The organism is Arthrobacter sp. CJL-S3 (assembly GCF_056711635.1).
The window spans coordinates 1,759,326-1,774,689 of sequence record NZ_CM160046.1 but is presented as its reverse complement, the minus strand read 5'-3'; the positions used below and the strand labels follow the sequence as shown (position 1 = coordinate 1,774,689).

Here is a 15,364-nt window from a genome sequence, read left to right as displayed (position 1 = left end):
TAACTAGTGCCGGCCTTGTTCGTACAAGGTCCGGTACAGGGTGCAGGAGGTCAGCCGTGATTACGGAGCGCGACGTCGGACTACTCCGCCCATCCTAGTGGCCTCAGCCCCGGGGAGTCAGCAGCGCCACAGTCTCCATGTGGTGCGTATGCGGATACAGGTCAAAGGCCCGCAGCCCCGCCAGTTCCCAGCCGTACTGCTGGAAGTAGCCCACATCGCGGGCAAAGGACGCCGGATCGCAGGACACATAGGCCACGGCCCGCGGACCCGCCCCGACCAGCTGGTTCACGACGGCCTTGCCGGCACCGGCCCGGGGCGGGTCCAGCAGGATGGCGTCGAAGCTGCGGGCTTTCTCGCGCAGGACCCGTTCCACCCGGCCCTGGACGATCTCCACCTGGGCCGCGTCATGGAGGTTTTTGCGGGCGTCCCGGCTGCTGCCGGGCGATCCTTCCACGGACAGCACGGACCCGGTGACACCCACGGCGTCCGCGAGCGGAGCGGTGAACAGCCCCGCCCCGGCGTACAGGTCCGCCACCACGGCGCCCGGTTCCAGGAAGCCGCCGTCGTGCAGGAATCCGGTCACAGCCGCGGCGAGGGTGTCCGGGCCGTCCCGGTGGATCTGCCAGAAACCGTCGCCGGTGACACGGAAGTCGTGGCCGGACGCGGTCTCCTGGACGTAGGTGCGTCCGCGCAGCCGCAGCACTTCGCCCTTGACCGGATCGAAGCTCGCCACCGAGACGTCCTCGGGCAGCTGGGCGAGGACCGCGCTGAGCCGCTTGGCCCGCGTTCCCGGGGCCGGGACCAGGAGCACCAGCGGGCGGGAGCCGTTGGCCGGGGCGGCGACCTCAATGCGTTCGATGCCCTGCAGGTCGATGTCCCAGAGCCGGAGGGCGTTGATGGCCTCCGACGCCAGTGGCATCTCCCGGACCGGGAGGATCTGGTCGGAGCGGTGCGCGTGCATGCCGAGCTTTCCGGCAGGAGTCACGGCAAAACCGGCGCGGGTGCGCCAGGCGAGGCCCGCCGCCGCTTCGGTTCCGGGCTCCCCCACGGCTTCCACCGCGCCCTTTACGGTGAGTCCCTCCCCCACGTGCGTGAGGTCGACGCCGGCGAGGCGGCGCAGCTGTTCGGCCAGCACCTCGGCCTTGAGGCTGCGCTGGCGCGCCAGGGAGATGTGGCCCAGTTCGGCGCCTCCCACCGGCGGGTGGCGGTGCGACCAGGAACGCACGGAATCGGCCAGGTCCCAGAAATGCCCTACCCGGTCGGGGGATGCCTCCAGTACCTCCACGACGTCGCCGCGCCAGAACTTGGCGTCCGGACCGGACTCGGTGAGCCGGACGCGGACCTTCTCGCCGGGGATGCCGTGGCGGACGAACACCACACGCCCCTCGTGCCGGGCCACGCAGTGCCCGCCGTGGGCGACCGGCCCGACGTCGACGATCAGTTCGGTGTGCGGTTGGGTCTGGGTGTCGGAGCTCATTGGATGTCCTGCAGTCTCTTGGCTTCTTCGGATGATTTCAGCTGCCACGGCACACTGGCCACCATGACGCCCGGCTCGAAGTGCAGCCGGGTCTTGATGCGCAGTGCGGTCTGGTTGTGCACCAGTTGCTCCCACCACTTGCCCACGACGTACTCGGGGATGTAGACGACGATCAGGTCGCGGGGCGAATCGCGCCGCATGTTCTTGATGTACTCCATGATGGGCGTCACCGTTTCGCGGAACGGACTGGCCAGCACTGTCAACGGTACCGGGATTTCCAGCTTCTCCCAGTCCGCGACCGTTTGTTCGGTCTCCTCGTTGCTGATGTCCACGGTGATGGCATCCAGCCGGGAGGGCCGCGACGCGCGGGCATAGGCCAGTGCCCGCAGCACCGGCTTGCGGACGTGCGAGACGAGGATCACAGCGTGCACCCGGGTGGGCAGGGCACGCGGGGACGAGTCCTCGTCCACGGCGAGTTCCTTGGCCACGTTGTCGTAGTGCGCCCGGATGCTCCACATGATCAGGAACAGCACGAACATGGCCAGCAGCGCGATCCACGCACCCTGTTCGAACTTGGTGATCAGGACGATCAGCAGGACCGTGGCGGTCATGCCGAAGCCGATGCCGTTGATGGTGCGCGATTTGAGCATCCGCCGCTTCACCGCGGGGTCCTTGGCGAGCTTGAGCTCCCGGCCCCAGTGCCGGACCATGCCGAGCTGGCTGATCGTGAAGGAGATGAAGACGCCCACGATGTAGAGCTGGATGAGCTTGGTGACGTCCGCGTTGAAGGCGATGATCAGCACCAGCGCGCCGGCGGCCAGCGCCAGCACGCCGTTGCTGAAGGCCAGCCTGTCCCCGCGGGTGCGCAGCTGGCGGGGCAGGTAGCCGTCCTGGGCGAGGATCGAGCCGAGCACCGGGAAACCGTTGAAGGCTGTGTTGGAGGCGAAGACGAGGATCACGCCGGTCGCGGCGACCACGATGAAGAAGGGGATGGACGCTGCACCGAAGATCGTCTGGGCGATCTGGCTGATCGCCGGACTCTGGATATAGCCTTCCGGCAGCGGCTCGCCGTTCAGCAGGAACTCGGTGGCCGGGTCCAGCACGATGTGCACCTTTGTGGCGTTCGCGAGGTAGATGATCCCGGCAAGCATGGAAGCGGCGATCACGCCGAGCAGCAGCAGCGTCGTGGCCGCGTTTTTGCTCTTGGGCTTCTGGAAGTTCGGCACACCGTTGCTGATGGCCTCGATGCCGGTCAGCGCCGCGGCTCCGGAAGAGAAGGCCCGGAGCAGCAGGAACGCGCCGGCGAGGCCGACCAGACCCTCGTCGAAGCCCGGCGCGGGAACTATTGTGAAGGCCGCCGAGGGCGCCTCGCCCAGCTGGCCGGTGGCGGCCTGGAAGACGCCGATGGCGGTCATGCCGAGGATCGAGGCCATGAAGATATAGGTCGGCAGGGCGAACAGGGTCCCGGCTTCCTTGACCCCGCGCAGGTTCACGAGGGCCAGGATCACGACGCCGATCGTCGCGATGAGCGCCTGCTGGCCGTGCAGCGAGGGCACCGCGGTGGTCAGGTACGTCGCGGCGGAGGACATCGACACGGCGACGGTCAGCACGTAGTCGACCAGCAGCGCGGAGGCGACGGTGAGCCCGGCATATTTGCCCAGGTTCTCGTTGGCGATCTGGTAGTCGCCGCCGCCGGAGGGGTAGGCGTGGACGTTCTGGCGGTAGGAGGCGACGACGGTCAGCAGCACCACCATGACGGCCAGTCCGACCCAGGGCGAGAACGCCACGGCGCTGACGCCGGCCAGCGCCAGCGTCAGGAGGATTTCGTCCGGCGCGTACGCCACGGAGGACAGCGCGTCGGAGGCGAAAACGGGCAGGGCGATCCGCTTGGGAAGGAGGGTGTGAGCCAGGTTGTCGTTCCGGAACGGCCTGCCTACCAGCACCCGCTTCACGGCATTGAAAATTGTCGGCACCAGACAAAGCTAGTCCGATTCGGACGCGATGTCATGACGGCGACGCTCCCCGTCGTCCGGGCAGCTCCGGGAGGGCCGCATGACCTGCACCAGAGGCCGCTGACTTGCGGGCTCCCGGGCCTGTTGTCGGGAGGGCCCATGCGGCGCCCGCGGGGCTGGCTGCCCGGGCCGTGGTGGCCGGTAGAGTTTTACCCAGCAGCAGTACAGGAACAACAGGAGGCACGGTTGGCGCACTTCGTGATTATGGGTTGTGGCCGCGTGGGGGCAACCCTCGCGCACACACTCGAGGACGCGGGCCATTCCGTGGCCATCATCGACCAGGACGACCGCGCCTTCCGGCGGCTCCGCACGGGCTTCACCGGCCGCAAGGTCACCGGCGTCGGCTTTGACCGGGAAACCCTTAAGCAGGCCGGCGTCGCGGAGGCCTATGCCTTCGCCGCGGTCTCCAGCGGCGACAATTCCAACATCCTGGCCACCCGCGTGGCCCGCGAGACCTTCCATGTCCCGCACGTGGTCGCCAGGATCTACGACCCCGGCCGCGCCGAGATCTATCAGCGCCTGGGCATCCCCACGGTCGCCGCCGTGCGCTGGAGCGCGGACCAGGTGCTCCGCCGGATCCTGCCCGAACAGCACCTCGCCGGCGACTTCCGGGACCCCTCCGGCCGGCTCGTGCTCGCCGAGGTGGATCTGAACCCTGACTGGATCGGCCACCCGGTCACCGCGATCGAGAGGGCCGCCGGGGTCCGCGTCGCCTACCTGACACGGTTCGGCGAGGGCATGCTGCCCGTGGCCGGCACCCTCTACCAGGACGGCGACACCGTGCACGCCATGCTGGGTGTGGACCGCAGCACCGAAGTCGCCCACATTCTTGCCAAGTCCCCCGCCAAGGAGTCCTAAGTGAAAGTCGTCATTGTCGGGGCGGGAAGCGTCGGTTCCTCGATCGCGCGCGAACTGCTGGCCCACAAACACGAGATCCTGCTGATCGACCTGAAACCTGAGGTGATCGGCCGCAGCGGCCTGCGCGGCGCGCACTGGCTGGTCGGCGATGCCTGCGAGCTGAGCACGCTCCAGGACGCGAAACTGGAGGACGCCGACGTCGTGGTCTCCGCGACTGGTGACGACAAGGTCAACCTGGTGGTCTCGCTGCTGGCCAAGACCGAGTTCGGCGTCGGACGCACGGTGGGTCGGGTCAACAACCCCAAGAACGACTGGATGTTCGACGACTCCTGGGGCGTCGACGTCGCGGTCAACACCCCGCAGCTGATGACCGCCCTGGTCGAGGAGGCCGTGGAGATCGGCGACCTCGTCCGCCTGCTGACCCTGCAGACGGGTGTGTCATCGCTGGTGGAGTTCACGGTCCCCCACGATTCGCATGTGATCGGCCTGACCGTGGGCGACATCGACTGGCCGGAGGATTCGACCCTGGTGGCGATCCTGCGGGATCAGGCACCGATCACGCCGAGCCGTGATGATGTGATCGACGGCGGCGACGAGCTGTTCTTTGTGACCACGATCGCGGCCGAGGATCAGCTGCGGGCCCTGCTCTCGCCGGAGTCGCAGGACGAGGACGAGGACGAGGACGCCGCCGGGCAGCACCCCGTCCCCTCGGGCCGGCTCGGCCACGAGAACCCGCTGCCGGAGGACGACGGCTTCGACGGCTAGCCCGGTTGCGCTATCACTCTTGGTGCTTCTGAGCTCTCAGAAGCACCAAGAGTGATAGCGCAACCGCAGGCCGGCTAGGCCGTTGGGGTGGTTTGTGCGGCAGCCGGGGCGGGCCGGGTCAGCAGCCACGCGACCCAGATGCCCAGGATGTACAGCGGCGCACCCATCAGCAGCCGCGTCGTGGCGAGGGCCGCGAAGCCGGACTCCCCCATGAAGTACAGCGGAACCTGGACCAGCAGCCGCAGCGCCAGCACCGCGATGATCACCCACGTGCCGATCTGGTAGGCCTTGACCCGGGCAGGGTCCTTGCGCCAGTCCAGACCCTCGTTGCGGATGAACCCGAAGATCAGCCCGGCAAAGGGCCAGCGCACGGCAATCGAGATGGTCATCGCCACGATGTAGGCGAAGTTGGTGAAGAACCCCGGAACGTAGAAGTCCTCGGCCTTGCCGGTGGTGTTGGCCAGCCACGCGGAGATCCCGACGCCGACGATCCCCGCCAGTGCCTGCGTCAGCGGTTTGCGCTGGACCAGCCGGACGACGGTGAAGGCCGCGGCCACGGACAGTGCCGCGATCAGCGCCACGGGCAGCTCCCGCGTTACCGTAAAGGCAACCAGGAACACCAGGCCCGGGAGAATGCTTTCGGCAATGCCCTGGGCCCCGCCGGCGCTCTTGAGCACGTCGATGTTGCCGTTGCCGGAACGGTGCAGTCCGGCCTTGGCCGCGTAGCCCTCGGCGAGCTGAGCGACGGTCGGCTGGGCTGCGGCGGTGTCCCCGCCCGGCGCCGGCTGGGCCGGTCCCGGCTGGGCTGCGCCGGATTGAACAGCGCCCGGCTGGGCTGCGCCGGGCTGGGTTGCGCCGGTTTGAACAGCGGGCTCGGGCTTCTCGGGAACGGTCATTGTTCCTCCTGGCGGGAGACTATTTCGTAGCGGGGATTGAACATGGTCGGGAGGCCGTCGCGCACGGTGACCATGCCCTGCAGCCGGAGTTCGGTGCCGGCGTCGATCCCGGGGATCCTGCGCCGCCCGAGCCAGACCACGCGGAGCCGGTCCTTCGGGACGGCGGGCCGCTGGCGCCGCGGTCCGGCGGCGGGCTGCGCTGCGGTGTCGGCAGCGGGCTGGGCGCCTGCCGTCACGGTTCCTCCGGGGCCCGCTTTGGCGCCGCGGGTTTTGGGCGCTTCGTGGTCGACGACGACGGCGGTGAAGGCGGCCACCTGGCTGGCCGGTGCGTAGGTGACCGACTCGATGTAGCCGTGGCACAGCACGCGGCCGCGGTCCGGCAACCCCCTCACGGAGATGGAGGAGGCCGGATCCTGGCGGGGGGCATCAGCCAATCTGGGTAGTCTCCGGTCCACGTTCCGGCTGCCCGAGGTCCGGGGCGGACTGCGGTGCGGGCACGGCGTTTTCCTTCGGCAGGCGCAGCTGCAGCAGGTCGCGCGGCGGCATGGGGTTCTCGCCGCGCACCACCACGATCTGCCGGAACAGCCCTTCGAGGCCGGCGGCGGCGTCGCGGTCCACAGCGGCCTCGCCGCCGAAGACGCCGCGGAGGAACCAGCGCGGACCGTCGACGCCGATGAAGCGGGCCACGCGGTAGCCGTGGCTTCCGTCGGCGCCGCTGGCGGGGAGCTTGGCGAGCAGTTCGGTCCCGAACCCGCCCTGGATCTCCTCGATCTGGCCGCCCTGGCTGCCCACCGACTGGCCGATCTGCTCACGGATTTCCTCCCACAGGCCCTCGGAGCGGGGGGCCGCGAAAGCCTGGAGCTGGAGGCTGGAGCCGTTCAGGTCCATGGTGACGGCGACGACCCGCTGCGTGGCTTCCTCGACCTCAAGCCGGAGCTGCAGGCCTTCGGCGGGAGCGATCAGGAGCGCCCCGAGATCCACGTAGCCTTCCTGGTCCTCGATTTCAGACACGTCGAAAGGACCCGTGGCGCCGCGCACGGGGGCGGCGGACGTCCCGGCGGAGTCGTCGGCGGAAGCGTCAGTGACGGCCTCCTGGGTTTCCCCGGGATCTGTCAGCTGTTCCTGCTTGGCTTTCCTGCCACGCCCAAAAACCATGGGGTTGTCTCCTTAGTTGTGATTCCGTGCCGCCGCGTCGCCCCGCGACCGCGCGGCGCCTGCTGCTGTCTCATTCTGCACTCAGCAGAAACAGTGGTCGGCTGGTACGTCCTGCCAATGGGTCCTGCTCATAAGTCACTGCAATACTGCGGTCTGGCCGGCTTCGGGTCAGACCGGCGCGCCGAAGCCGCCGGTGGATCCGAAGCCTCCGCCGCCGCGAACCGAGCCGCTGAGGTCCTGGACCGGCAGGAACCTGGCGTACTCCACGCGCTGAATAACCATTTGTGCAATTCTATCGCCGCGCTTGAGTTCAATCGCGTGCTCGCGGTCGGTATTCAACAGCGTCACCGCGATTTCTCCGCGGTAACCGGCGTCAACTGTGCCCGGGGCGTTCACAACGGTCAGTCCGTGCTTGGTCGCGAGCCCGGACCGCGGGTGGATCAGGGCCACGAAGCCGTCGGGGAGGGCAATGGCCACACCGGTGGGCACCAGCCGGCGCTCCCCCGGTTCCAGCACCACGTCCTCGCGGGCGCGGAGGTCCGCTCCGGCGTCGCCCGGGTGCGCGTACGACGGCGGTTCCAGGCCGTCGTCGAGCATCTTCAGCTGCACCGTCAGGGTGGGAGCCCCGAACACTGCCGCTGGCTGGTCTTTTGTCTGTGTATCTGGATGGTCTACCGGCCCTGCCGCTTCGGCGGCGTCCAGTGCAGTCGTTTCTTCAGTCACAGTCCCTCACTCTAACGCCCGCCGGGAAGATAGGCCTAGCCGCGGCCGGCGGGCGCGGACCCCTGGTCCGGCTTCGGCCGTCAAGGTGAAATAGCCCGGGAAAAGTGGAAAGCTGGGCTTATGCCCGAATCCAGTGCAGCCGTGCCTGCCCCCAACAGCACCCCCAGCGACGCCACCGTCTTGTACAGCGAGAAGCTCTGGCCGAACTTTTGGATCTGGGTGATGGCTGCGGGACTCTCGGGCGCCGGGATCCTGGTCTTCGCCCCGATCAGCATGACCGCCGGGCTCACCGCCGCCGTCGTCCTGTTCACGATCCTCACCGTGCTGCTGGTCCTCTCGACCCCCGCCATCACGGTCACCGGCTCCACGCTGCGCGTCGGCCGCGCCACGATCGAACGCCGCTTCGTCGGCGCCGCGACCGCGTTCCGGGGCCCGGAGGCGACAGCGGAGCGCGGAACCCGGCTCAACGGCCTCGCGTTCATGTGCATCCGCGGCTGGATCGATCCGGTGGTCCGCATTGAAATCACCGACCCCTCGGACCGCACGCCGTACTGGCTGACGTCCACGCGGCACCCCGACAAGCTGATCGCCGTGCTGAACCCTTAGCCCTCGCAGTCCTTGCAGTACTTGAGGCCGTCCTTTTCGCGGGCAATCTGCGAACGGTGGCGGACGAGGAAACAGGAGGCGCAGGTGAATTCGTCGGCCTGGGCCGGCAGGACCCGGACCAGCAGTTCCTCCCCGGACAAGTCCGCGCCGGGGAGTTCGTAGCCTTCCGCAAGGTCCGATTCGTCTTCATCGACCACTGCGGAAGGCTTTTCCGTACGCCGCGCCTTCAACGCCTCGAGGGAATCCTCGCTGAGGTCCTCCTCGGTCTTGCGCGGCGCATCGTAGTCTGTCGCCATTGTTTGTTGCTCACACTCCGCAGTCGTTCGGTTGGTTCGCCGGGCCCGGAGGGTCCTCAAGGGCGGTAGCCCTGGGTCCCCGGAGCGGTTCTCCGATGTCAACGCCGGACACGCGGTTTTTGTGCCCGATGTCGCGTCATTTTTGCTTAAGCGCCCGGTGAAAGCCAGAGTCCTCCGGTCCGGGCTTTGGGCCCCGGGGTGCCGCATCCGGGACCCGGAGGGCTCCCGACCCGCCGAGGGGTCAGAAAGTGGCGGAAATTCGCGGAAATTGACGGCGCGCCCTCTGTCCTCACCGGATTTCGCCCGCATCGGTGGCAGAGTTTCGATTGTTAGTAATGCCAGGGTGGAGGATTTGTATGCAGGATCTACGGCTTGTAGGCGTCCACGACGACGGGGAGCATCTCCTGTTGAGCGGCGCCGGCGGCGAGATGTTCCAGCTGCCAATCGATGAAGCACTTCGGGTGGCAGCCAGCCGGACGACGGTCAAGGCCGCCTCCGGTGCGGTCGCCGCGCCCATTGCCATGTCTCCGCGCGATATTCAGGCGCGGATCCGCAGCGGCTCGACGGCGGCCGAGGTGGCGGAACTCTCCGGAATCCCGCTCGCTAAGGTCCAGCGCTACGAGGGTCCGGTACTCGCCGAGCGCGAGCACGTCGCCCGGCAGGCCCGCAAGGTGGAGGTCGCCGCCCCCGCCCCCGGCCACGACGTGTACCGCTCCGTGTTTGGTGACCAGCCGGCCTCGCTCGGGGAGATGGTGGACCACCGGCTCAGCGCGCACGGCATTGATGCCGCCACCGTGGAGTGGGACTCCTGGCGGCGCCCGGACGGGAGCTGGAACGTGGTGGCCCGCTTCGAGGCCAAGCCCGGCGGCCCCGCCGGCATCGGCGAGGAACCGCCGGCCATGTGGACCTTCAGCCCGGCCCGCAAATCCCTGCAGAACGCCAACCGCTGGGCCCAGCAGCTCAGCGAACTTGAGCCCCTCGACGGTCCCGTCCCCGCGCGCCGGCTGACCGCCGTCTCGGACCGGCCCTTTGATTTTGAAACAGACGCCGATGCTGCCGCCCGCACGGCGACCGCCCAGCTCCAGGTCGTCCAGCAGCTCCAGCTGCAGCAGGAACAGGAATCCGACGGGTTGCTCGACATGCTGCGCTCCCGCCGCGGGCAGCGCCTCGGTGTGGACGAGGACGCCGACGACGCCCTCGCCACGCTGCTGACCAACGGTGTTCCCGCAGCCCACCCGAGGCCCTCGGAGCTCCTTGCCGAGCCGCCGGCCGAGCCGGAACCCGCGGGGTCCGGGAAGTCAACGGGCGGGCCGGAGAAACCGGACGCAGCGGACAAGGAACCCCGGACCGCCGCCGGTCCCTGGGAACGCCGCCGCGACGGCCGGCCCTCGATCATGTCAAGGCTGAGCCTGGCGCCCCGCCAGGAGGAGGCGCCGGACGACGCACTGAAACTGCATGACGGCGTCAGCACCGACACCCGGGAAATCACCATCGCGGCCTCGCAGCTGCGGCCCGCCGGCCAGCAGGGTCCCACCTCCAGCCCGGGGCTGGACGAACTGCTCGGCGGCGGAACCCCGCGGCGCCAGCAGCGGGAAACCCCCGCCGCCCGCGATGACCGGGACGCGGAACAGCCCGAACGCCAGCCGGCGAAGCCGAAGCGCTCCAGCATTCCCAGCTGGGATGACATCGTCTTCGGAGCCCGCGGGGACTAGCATTCAGCACGGAGTGACGGCGCGGCGACGCGCACAAGGGCCCTTCACGCGCAGTCAGGCGCGGGGGGCCCTTTTTCCGTCGGCCTGGAAACACACCAGCGGGACTTCGCGTTCGGCTTTTGTCAGCGAACCGTGCTGGCCCACGACTTCAAGGGCTGTGGGCCGGACCCGGCGGGTGTCATAGAAGGCCAGGGCGTCCCGGGCCGCGATCATCACGTCGCCGATCCGCGGGCCGACCTCGGCCCGGACCGCACCGAAAAGCCCCGCGGCGATGGCCTCCTCCCGGGTGAAGGCCCAGATCCGGTCGCCGAAACGCGCCCGCCAGGCCTCCAGCAGCCGGACCCGGCCGGATTCGCCTTCCGACTCCTCCAGATACAGGTGGACCATTCGCGGCTCGCCCGCGGTGTGGCGGACGCCGGCAACGAGGGCCGGGTCGGCCGCGTAGTCGATCCGCTGCGATTCCGGCACGTCCAGCATGCCGTGGTCCGCCGTGAGCAGGATGGTGGTGCCTGCCGGCAGGGTCTCGCTGAGCCGTTTTACCGTCGCGTCGAGTTCCTCGAGCTGGTGTTCCCACTGCGGCGACTGGCAGCCGTGGCGGTGCCCGGCCTTGTCCAGTTCGTTGACGTAGAAGTACATCAGCGAGGCGCCGGACCCGGCCATCGTCTCGGCGGCAGCCGCGGTCCTGGCATGCGAGGTGGTGGCCGTGACGTAACGGCCGCCCCGGAGCGCAGCCCGGGTCATGGCGGAGTCGCTGAACTGCGGGAGGCTGACGGTGGTGACATCGACGTGCTCCGCGGCCCGCTGGAAGACGGTGGGAAAGGGCTGCCACAGCTCCGGATCGACGCCGGCATCCCAGCCGCCCAGCATGTTGACCACCTGGTCCTGGTCCGGATCCAGCACGTCGTAGCCCACCATGCCGTGCTGCCCGGCCGCGAGTCCGGTGCCGAAGCTGGCCAGGGACGCTGCCGTGGTGGACGGAAACGCCGAATCCAGGGAGACCGGCACCTGTCCCTGGCCGGACTGCATCACGGCGCGCAGGAACGGCGTGTGCGCGGACTTCTGCTTGAGCAGGTTACGGCCCAGCCCGTCGGCCAGCACGACGCAGATGCGCTTGGCCGCAGGCAGGTTCAGGCGGTTCTCGAAGCCGGGAACACCCACGCTTGCCGCGGCGCTCGTGAGCACCTCGGCAATGGAGCGTTCGCCGAAGGCCGGGGCCGCGGGCAGGCTCTGCGGAAGGGTCCGGGCGGTGGACAGCGGTTCGGGCATGCGGACCGGCGTCATCTCAGCGCTGGTGGCCGCGGCTGGCGCGGTTTCCAAAAACGCCCATCCGGGGACGCGGCGGCAGTCCGGGGCCGGTGTGCGGCACCGGGGCGGTGGATCCGGTGTTGACGGCACGGAGGGCGCGGGCGAATAGCTTGGCGTCCTGGACCGCCTGCAGGCCGTCGGCTTCGGCGCTGATCCGGATGACGATGTCCTCCTGCGCGATCGTGCCGCTGTAGCCGTGGTCGGCCTCGCACTGCGGGTCGCCGCAGCTGGCCGGGCCCATGTCCAGGCGCTGGCCGCCGGACCAGGCGATGGACAGGGTCAGCTCGCGGACCGGATCCGAGGACTTGTATTCCTGCGGCTGCGCGTACACGTAGCTGAGCACCACGGAGCGGATCTGCGTCACGGGCACGGATTCCGTGGAGACCTGCGCGACGGTCTGCTCCCCCGCCTCATCCAGCTGCTGGTCGTCCACGTGGGTAATGACCAGCATGTCCTCGGTCAGGACCAGCACGGTGATGTGGCGGCGGACCTCGGCGCGGTCGAAGTGTGTCTCGAGGTGCACCAGGTGGGCCACGCAGTCGCGCCCGTCGAGGGCGTCGGCGACGACGTCGGCCACGAGCCGCGGGTAGAAGCCGGCCTGCTGGAGGGCACCTTCCAGGCTTTGACCCTGCGCGCTGTGGTCATGCAGGCCGTGGTGGTTCGCGCCGCCCGGGCGTCCGGAGATGGTCGCCTGGGGCTTGGGTGTCGGAGACTGAAAGCTCATGGTCTCCATTTTCACAGATCGGCTGGGGACATGCTAACCATCGCCGCGGCGAGGCGCCACCGCCGGCGCACCGTGACCGTACGCAGGCGCCCCGCAGCCGCGGCGAAGAACTACTGGAACGTCAGCTGCGCATGGCGCGGCGGGCGCTGTCGGTGCGCTGGGCGGCGTTGGCGATCCGCACGTCGGCGGCGAGGATCGACGCCCCCTCCGGCCCGGCGAGCACGGGGTTGAAGTCGACGAGGGCGATTTCCGGATGGTTGTCCTTGAGCCTGGTCAGCCGCGCGGCGAGGTCCTCCAGGGCCCGGGCGTCCACCGCCGGCAAGCCCTGGTAGCCGAAGAGCTTCCGTGAGGCGCGGGGGGCCCGGATGAAGTCGTGCAGGTCCGAGCCGGACAGCGGCGGCACCCGGTGGGCCCAGTCGTCCAGGAGGTTGACCGCGTCACCGGCCAGGCCGAAGGACACCACGGGGCCCAGCAGCGGGTCCTCGATGGCGCGGAACGTGCAGGCCTGCCCCACCGGGGCCATGGTCTGAACTTCCAGCGACGGCGAGCCGTAGCGCTCCAGGGACTTGCGCATTTCCAGCACATTCCGCCGCAGCGACTCCGCGTCCTGGATGTCCAGGCGCACCCCGCCGAGGTCCAGCCGGTGCCGCAGGGCGGGGTCGGTGGTCTTCAGCGCCACCGGCCAGCCCAGCCGGTCCGCGGCGGCGACGGCCTCGTCGGGGGTGTCGAAGCCGACCGACGGCACCACCCGGATGCCGTAGCGGGCGAGCAGGCCCGAGGCCGTCTCCGCGTCCAGCCGGACCAGCTGCTCGCCGCCCACCTTGTCCAGCAGGCGCTCCAGCTCGTCGTGGGTGCCGTCCGGGTCACAGCCTTCGGGTTCCACAAACAGGCCTTGGTCCCGGTCCAGCCACTGGGCGTAGCGGACCACGGATCCCAGCGCGGCCACGGCCGCGCCGGGGTTGGAGTAGCAGGGAACAACCGGCGACCCCGCCTCGTCGCCCACCATTCCTTCAACGTAGATGGACGGGTCCAGCAGGCCGCTGAACGCCGCCACAACGGGTTTGCCGGCCGCGACCGAGCATTCGGCGAGCACCCCGGCGATCTTTTCGACCGTGAGGCCGTGGGCCGGCAGCAGCGCGACCACCACGGCGTGGACGGTGTCGGCGGTGAGGACTTCCTGGAGGCTGTGCCGCAGTGCGGGCAGCGCCACGGACATCCCGGCGTCCAGGTCGACGTCGGTGACGATCCGCACCACACCGAGTCCCTGCACGGCCGCGCTGTCCGCGACGACCTTGCCGAGCGCCCGGGAGTTGCTGAACACGGCGATCCCCGGGCCCTTCGGCAGGGGCTGGCTGGAGACGATCTGGGCGACGTCCATGAGCTGTTCGATGGTTTCGACGCGGATCACGCCGGCCTGGCGCATCATCGCGTCGAGGGCCTCCGGCGGGGCCTGGGTGGTGCGGACGGCGTGGCCGGGGGGCAGCCCCATCGCGTCGGATTTCGCCACGATGACCGGCTTGGTCCGGGCCAGGCGGCGGGCCAGGCGGGAGAACTTGCGCGGGTTGCCGATCGATTCGAGGTAGAGCCCGACGGCGGTCGTGTCGGCGTCGTCCTCCCAGTACTGCATCATGTCGTTGCCGGAGACGTCGGCGCGGTTCCCGGCGGAGAGGAACGTGGAGATCCCGACGCGGCGCCGGCTGGAGGCCGCGTAGAGGGAGACGCCGATCGCTGCGGACTGGCTGAACAGGCCCAGGCCGCCGCGGCGGCCCAGCGAGGGCGCCATCGAGGCGTTGAGGGACACGTCAGGGTTGGTGTTCATGATGCCCAGCGAGGCCGGGCCGATCACGCGCATGCCGTCGGCGCGGGCCTGCCGGACGAGCTCACGCTGCCGGGCGAGGCCGCGTTCGCCGTCGTCCGCGTAGCCGGCGGTGGCCACCACGATGCCCTTGACCCCGGCGGCGCCGCATTCCTCCACGACCTTGGGGACCTCGGCGTACGGGACCGCGATGATCGCGAGTTTGACCGGTCCGGGCACTTCGGAGAGCCGGGCGAAGGAGAGCATGCCGGCGAGCTCGAAGGCCTCCGGGTTGATTGCGTAGACCGGGCCGGTGAACCCGCCTTCGATGATGTGCTCCAGCAGCTGGTAGCCCACGGTGCCCCATTTGCGGCTGGCCCCGATGACGGCGACGGAGGACGGGGCGAGCAGTTCCTGGATGCTGCGGGCCTCGGCGCGGTGCTCCCGGGATTCCATCACGGCGCGGGACTTGTCCGTGGGGTCGATGTTGAATTCGAGGCTGACCACACCGTCGTCGAAGTGGCGTTTGACGTCGTAGCCGGCGTCGGAGAACACCATGAGCATCTTGCGGTTTTCCGGAAGCACCTCGGCGCTGAATTTCCGGATCCCGTTTTCGCGGGCGGCGGCGGCGAGGTGCTCGAGCAGGATGGAGCCGATGCCGCGGCCCTGGTGCGCGTCGGAGATGTTGAACGCGACTTCGGCTTCCTCGGGGTCATCGAGCCGGTCGTAGCGGCCGATGCCCATGATTTCCCCGCCGATCGTGATCACGAGCGCCACACGGTCCTTGTAGTCCACCTCGGTGAACCGTTTGAGCTCCTTGGCGGAGAGTTTGGACTTGAACGCGAAGAACCGCATGTAGATCGATTTCTGCGACTGCCCCACATGGAAGGTCTGCACCGCGTCCGCGTCGGACGGATGGATCGGGCGCAGATGGGCCGTCCCGCCGTCGCGCAGCACAACATCGGCTTCCCAATATTCCGGATATACGCCGTCCACGGGCTGATCCACCATAGGCTTAGCCTAGTCATAAACTCACGCCG

14 protein-coding genes are annotated in these 15,364 nt (G+C 69.1%); 4 read left to right on the top strand and 10 right to left on the bottom strand.

Translation table 11 applies throughout. The features are described 5' to 3' along the window. Window positions 1–103: 103 nt before the first annotated feature. Both AC06G6_RS07965 and AC06G6_RS07960 read right to left on the bottom strand, forming a co-directional pair. Window positions 104–1,477, bottom strand: coding sequence for a class I SAM-dependent RNA methyltransferase (locus AC06G6_RS07965; protein WP_479827929.1), 1,374 nt, complete (start codon window positions 1,475–1,477; stop codon window positions 104–106). After that, window positions 1,474–3,450: an APC family permease gene (locus tag AC06G6_RS07960; RefSeq protein WP_479827927.1), complete on the bottom strand. Its 1,977-nt coding sequence runs from the start codon at window positions 3,448–3,450 to the stop codon at window positions 1,474–1,476. The genes AC06G6_RS07965 and AC06G6_RS07960 overlap by 4 nt, the downstream gene beginning before the upstream one ends. 225 nt (window positions 3,451–3,675) lie before the next feature. Between AC06G6_RS07960 and AC06G6_RS07955 the strand changes: the two genes are divergently transcribed. Together AC06G6_RS07955 and AC06G6_RS07950 are read left to right on the top strand one after the other, a co-directional pair. Further along, window positions 3,676–4,347, top strand: a complete 672-nt coding sequence (locus AC06G6_RS07955; RefSeq protein WP_479827925.1) for a potassium channel family protein — start codon at window positions 3,676–3,678, stop codon at window positions 4,345–4,347. Continuing rightward, window positions 4,348–5,112 (top strand): potassium channel family protein, encoded by a 765-nt coding sequence (locus tag AC06G6_RS07950; RefSeq protein ID WP_479827923.1) that lies wholly within the window; start codon window positions 4,348–4,350, stop codon window positions 5,110–5,112. A gap of 74 nt (window positions 5,113–5,186) precedes the next feature. On the opposite strand, the gene AC06G6_RS07945 is transcribed toward AC06G6_RS07950, so the two are convergent. The 4 genes from AC06G6_RS07945 to dut form a co-directional block, all read right to left on the bottom strand. Next, complete coding sequence (locus AC06G6_RS07945; protein WP_479827919.1) at window positions 5,187–6,008, bottom strand: DUF3159 domain-containing protein; 822 nt, start codon at window positions 6,006–6,008, stop codon at window positions 5,187–5,189. Continuing rightward, window positions 6,005–6,442, bottom strand: a complete 438-nt coding sequence (locus AC06G6_RS07940) for a hypothetical protein (protein ID WP_479827917.1) — start codon at window positions 6,440–6,442, stop codon at window positions 6,005–6,007. The genes AC06G6_RS07945 and AC06G6_RS07940 overlap by 4 nt, the downstream gene beginning before the upstream one ends. Beyond that, on the bottom strand, window positions 6,435–7,163 hold the full coding sequence (locus tag AC06G6_RS07935) for a DUF3710 domain-containing protein (RefSeq protein ID WP_307462982.1): 729 nt from the start codon (window positions 7,161–7,163) through the stop codon (window positions 6,435–6,437). Before AC06G6_RS07935 ends, AC06G6_RS07940 begins: the two co-directional genes overlap by 8 nt. Window positions 7,164–7,331: 168 nt before the next feature. After that, a complete protein-coding gene (dut, locus tag AC06G6_RS07930) occupies window positions 7,332–7,886 on the bottom strand; it encodes a dUTP diphosphatase (protein WP_479827915.1) in 555 nt (184 codons plus the stop codon). A 120-nt stretch (window positions 7,887–8,006) separates the two neighbouring features. On the opposite strand from dut, the gene AC06G6_RS07925 reads away from it, so the two are divergent. After that, window positions 8,007–8,492 (top strand): DUF3093 domain-containing protein, encoded by a 486-nt coding sequence (locus AC06G6_RS07925; RefSeq protein WP_479827914.1) that lies wholly within the window; start codon window positions 8,007–8,009, stop codon window positions 8,490–8,492. On the opposite strand, the gene AC06G6_RS07920 is transcribed toward AC06G6_RS07925, so the two are convergent. Further along, window positions 8,489–8,788 (bottom strand): DUF4193 domain-containing protein, encoded by a 300-nt coding sequence (locus tag AC06G6_RS07920; protein ID WP_354348955.1) that lies wholly within the window; start codon window positions 8,786–8,788, stop codon window positions 8,489–8,491. The genes AC06G6_RS07925 and AC06G6_RS07920 overlap by 4 nt on opposite strands. Window positions 8,789–9,144: 356 nt before the next feature. Here AC06G6_RS07920 and sepH point away from each other — a divergent pair, with 356 nt between their 5' ends. Continuing rightward, on the top strand, window positions 9,145–10,500 hold the full coding sequence (gene sepH / locus AC06G6_RS07915) for a septation protein SepH (protein WP_479827911.1): 1,356 nt from the start codon (window positions 9,145–9,147) through the stop codon (window positions 10,498–10,500). Window positions 10,501–10,554: 54 nt separating this feature from the next. Here sepH and AC06G6_RS07910 read toward each other — a convergent pair whose 3' ends face one another. From AC06G6_RS07910 to AC06G6_RS07900, 3 genes are all read right to left on the bottom strand, one after another. After that, window positions 10,555–11,781 carry an alkaline phosphatase family protein gene (locus AC06G6_RS07910; protein ID WP_479828579.1) on the bottom strand — a complete coding sequence of 409 codons (1,227 nt, stop codon included), beginning with the start codon at window positions 11,779–11,781 and terminating at the stop codon, window positions 10,555–10,557. Between the two features lies 1 nt (window position 11,782). After that, complete coding sequence (locus AC06G6_RS07905; protein WP_479827909.1) at window positions 11,783–12,529, bottom strand: DUF5998 family protein; 747 nt, start codon at window positions 12,527–12,529, stop codon at window positions 11,783–11,785. Between the two features lie 121 nt (window positions 12,530–12,650). Next, window positions 12,651–15,335 (bottom strand): bifunctional acetate--CoA ligase family protein/GNAT family N-acetyltransferase, encoded by a 2,685-nt coding sequence (locus AC06G6_RS07900; RefSeq protein ID WP_479827907.1) that lies wholly within the window; start codon window positions 15,333–15,335, stop codon window positions 12,651–12,653. Between the last annotated feature and the right edge of the window lie 29 nt (window positions 15,336–15,364).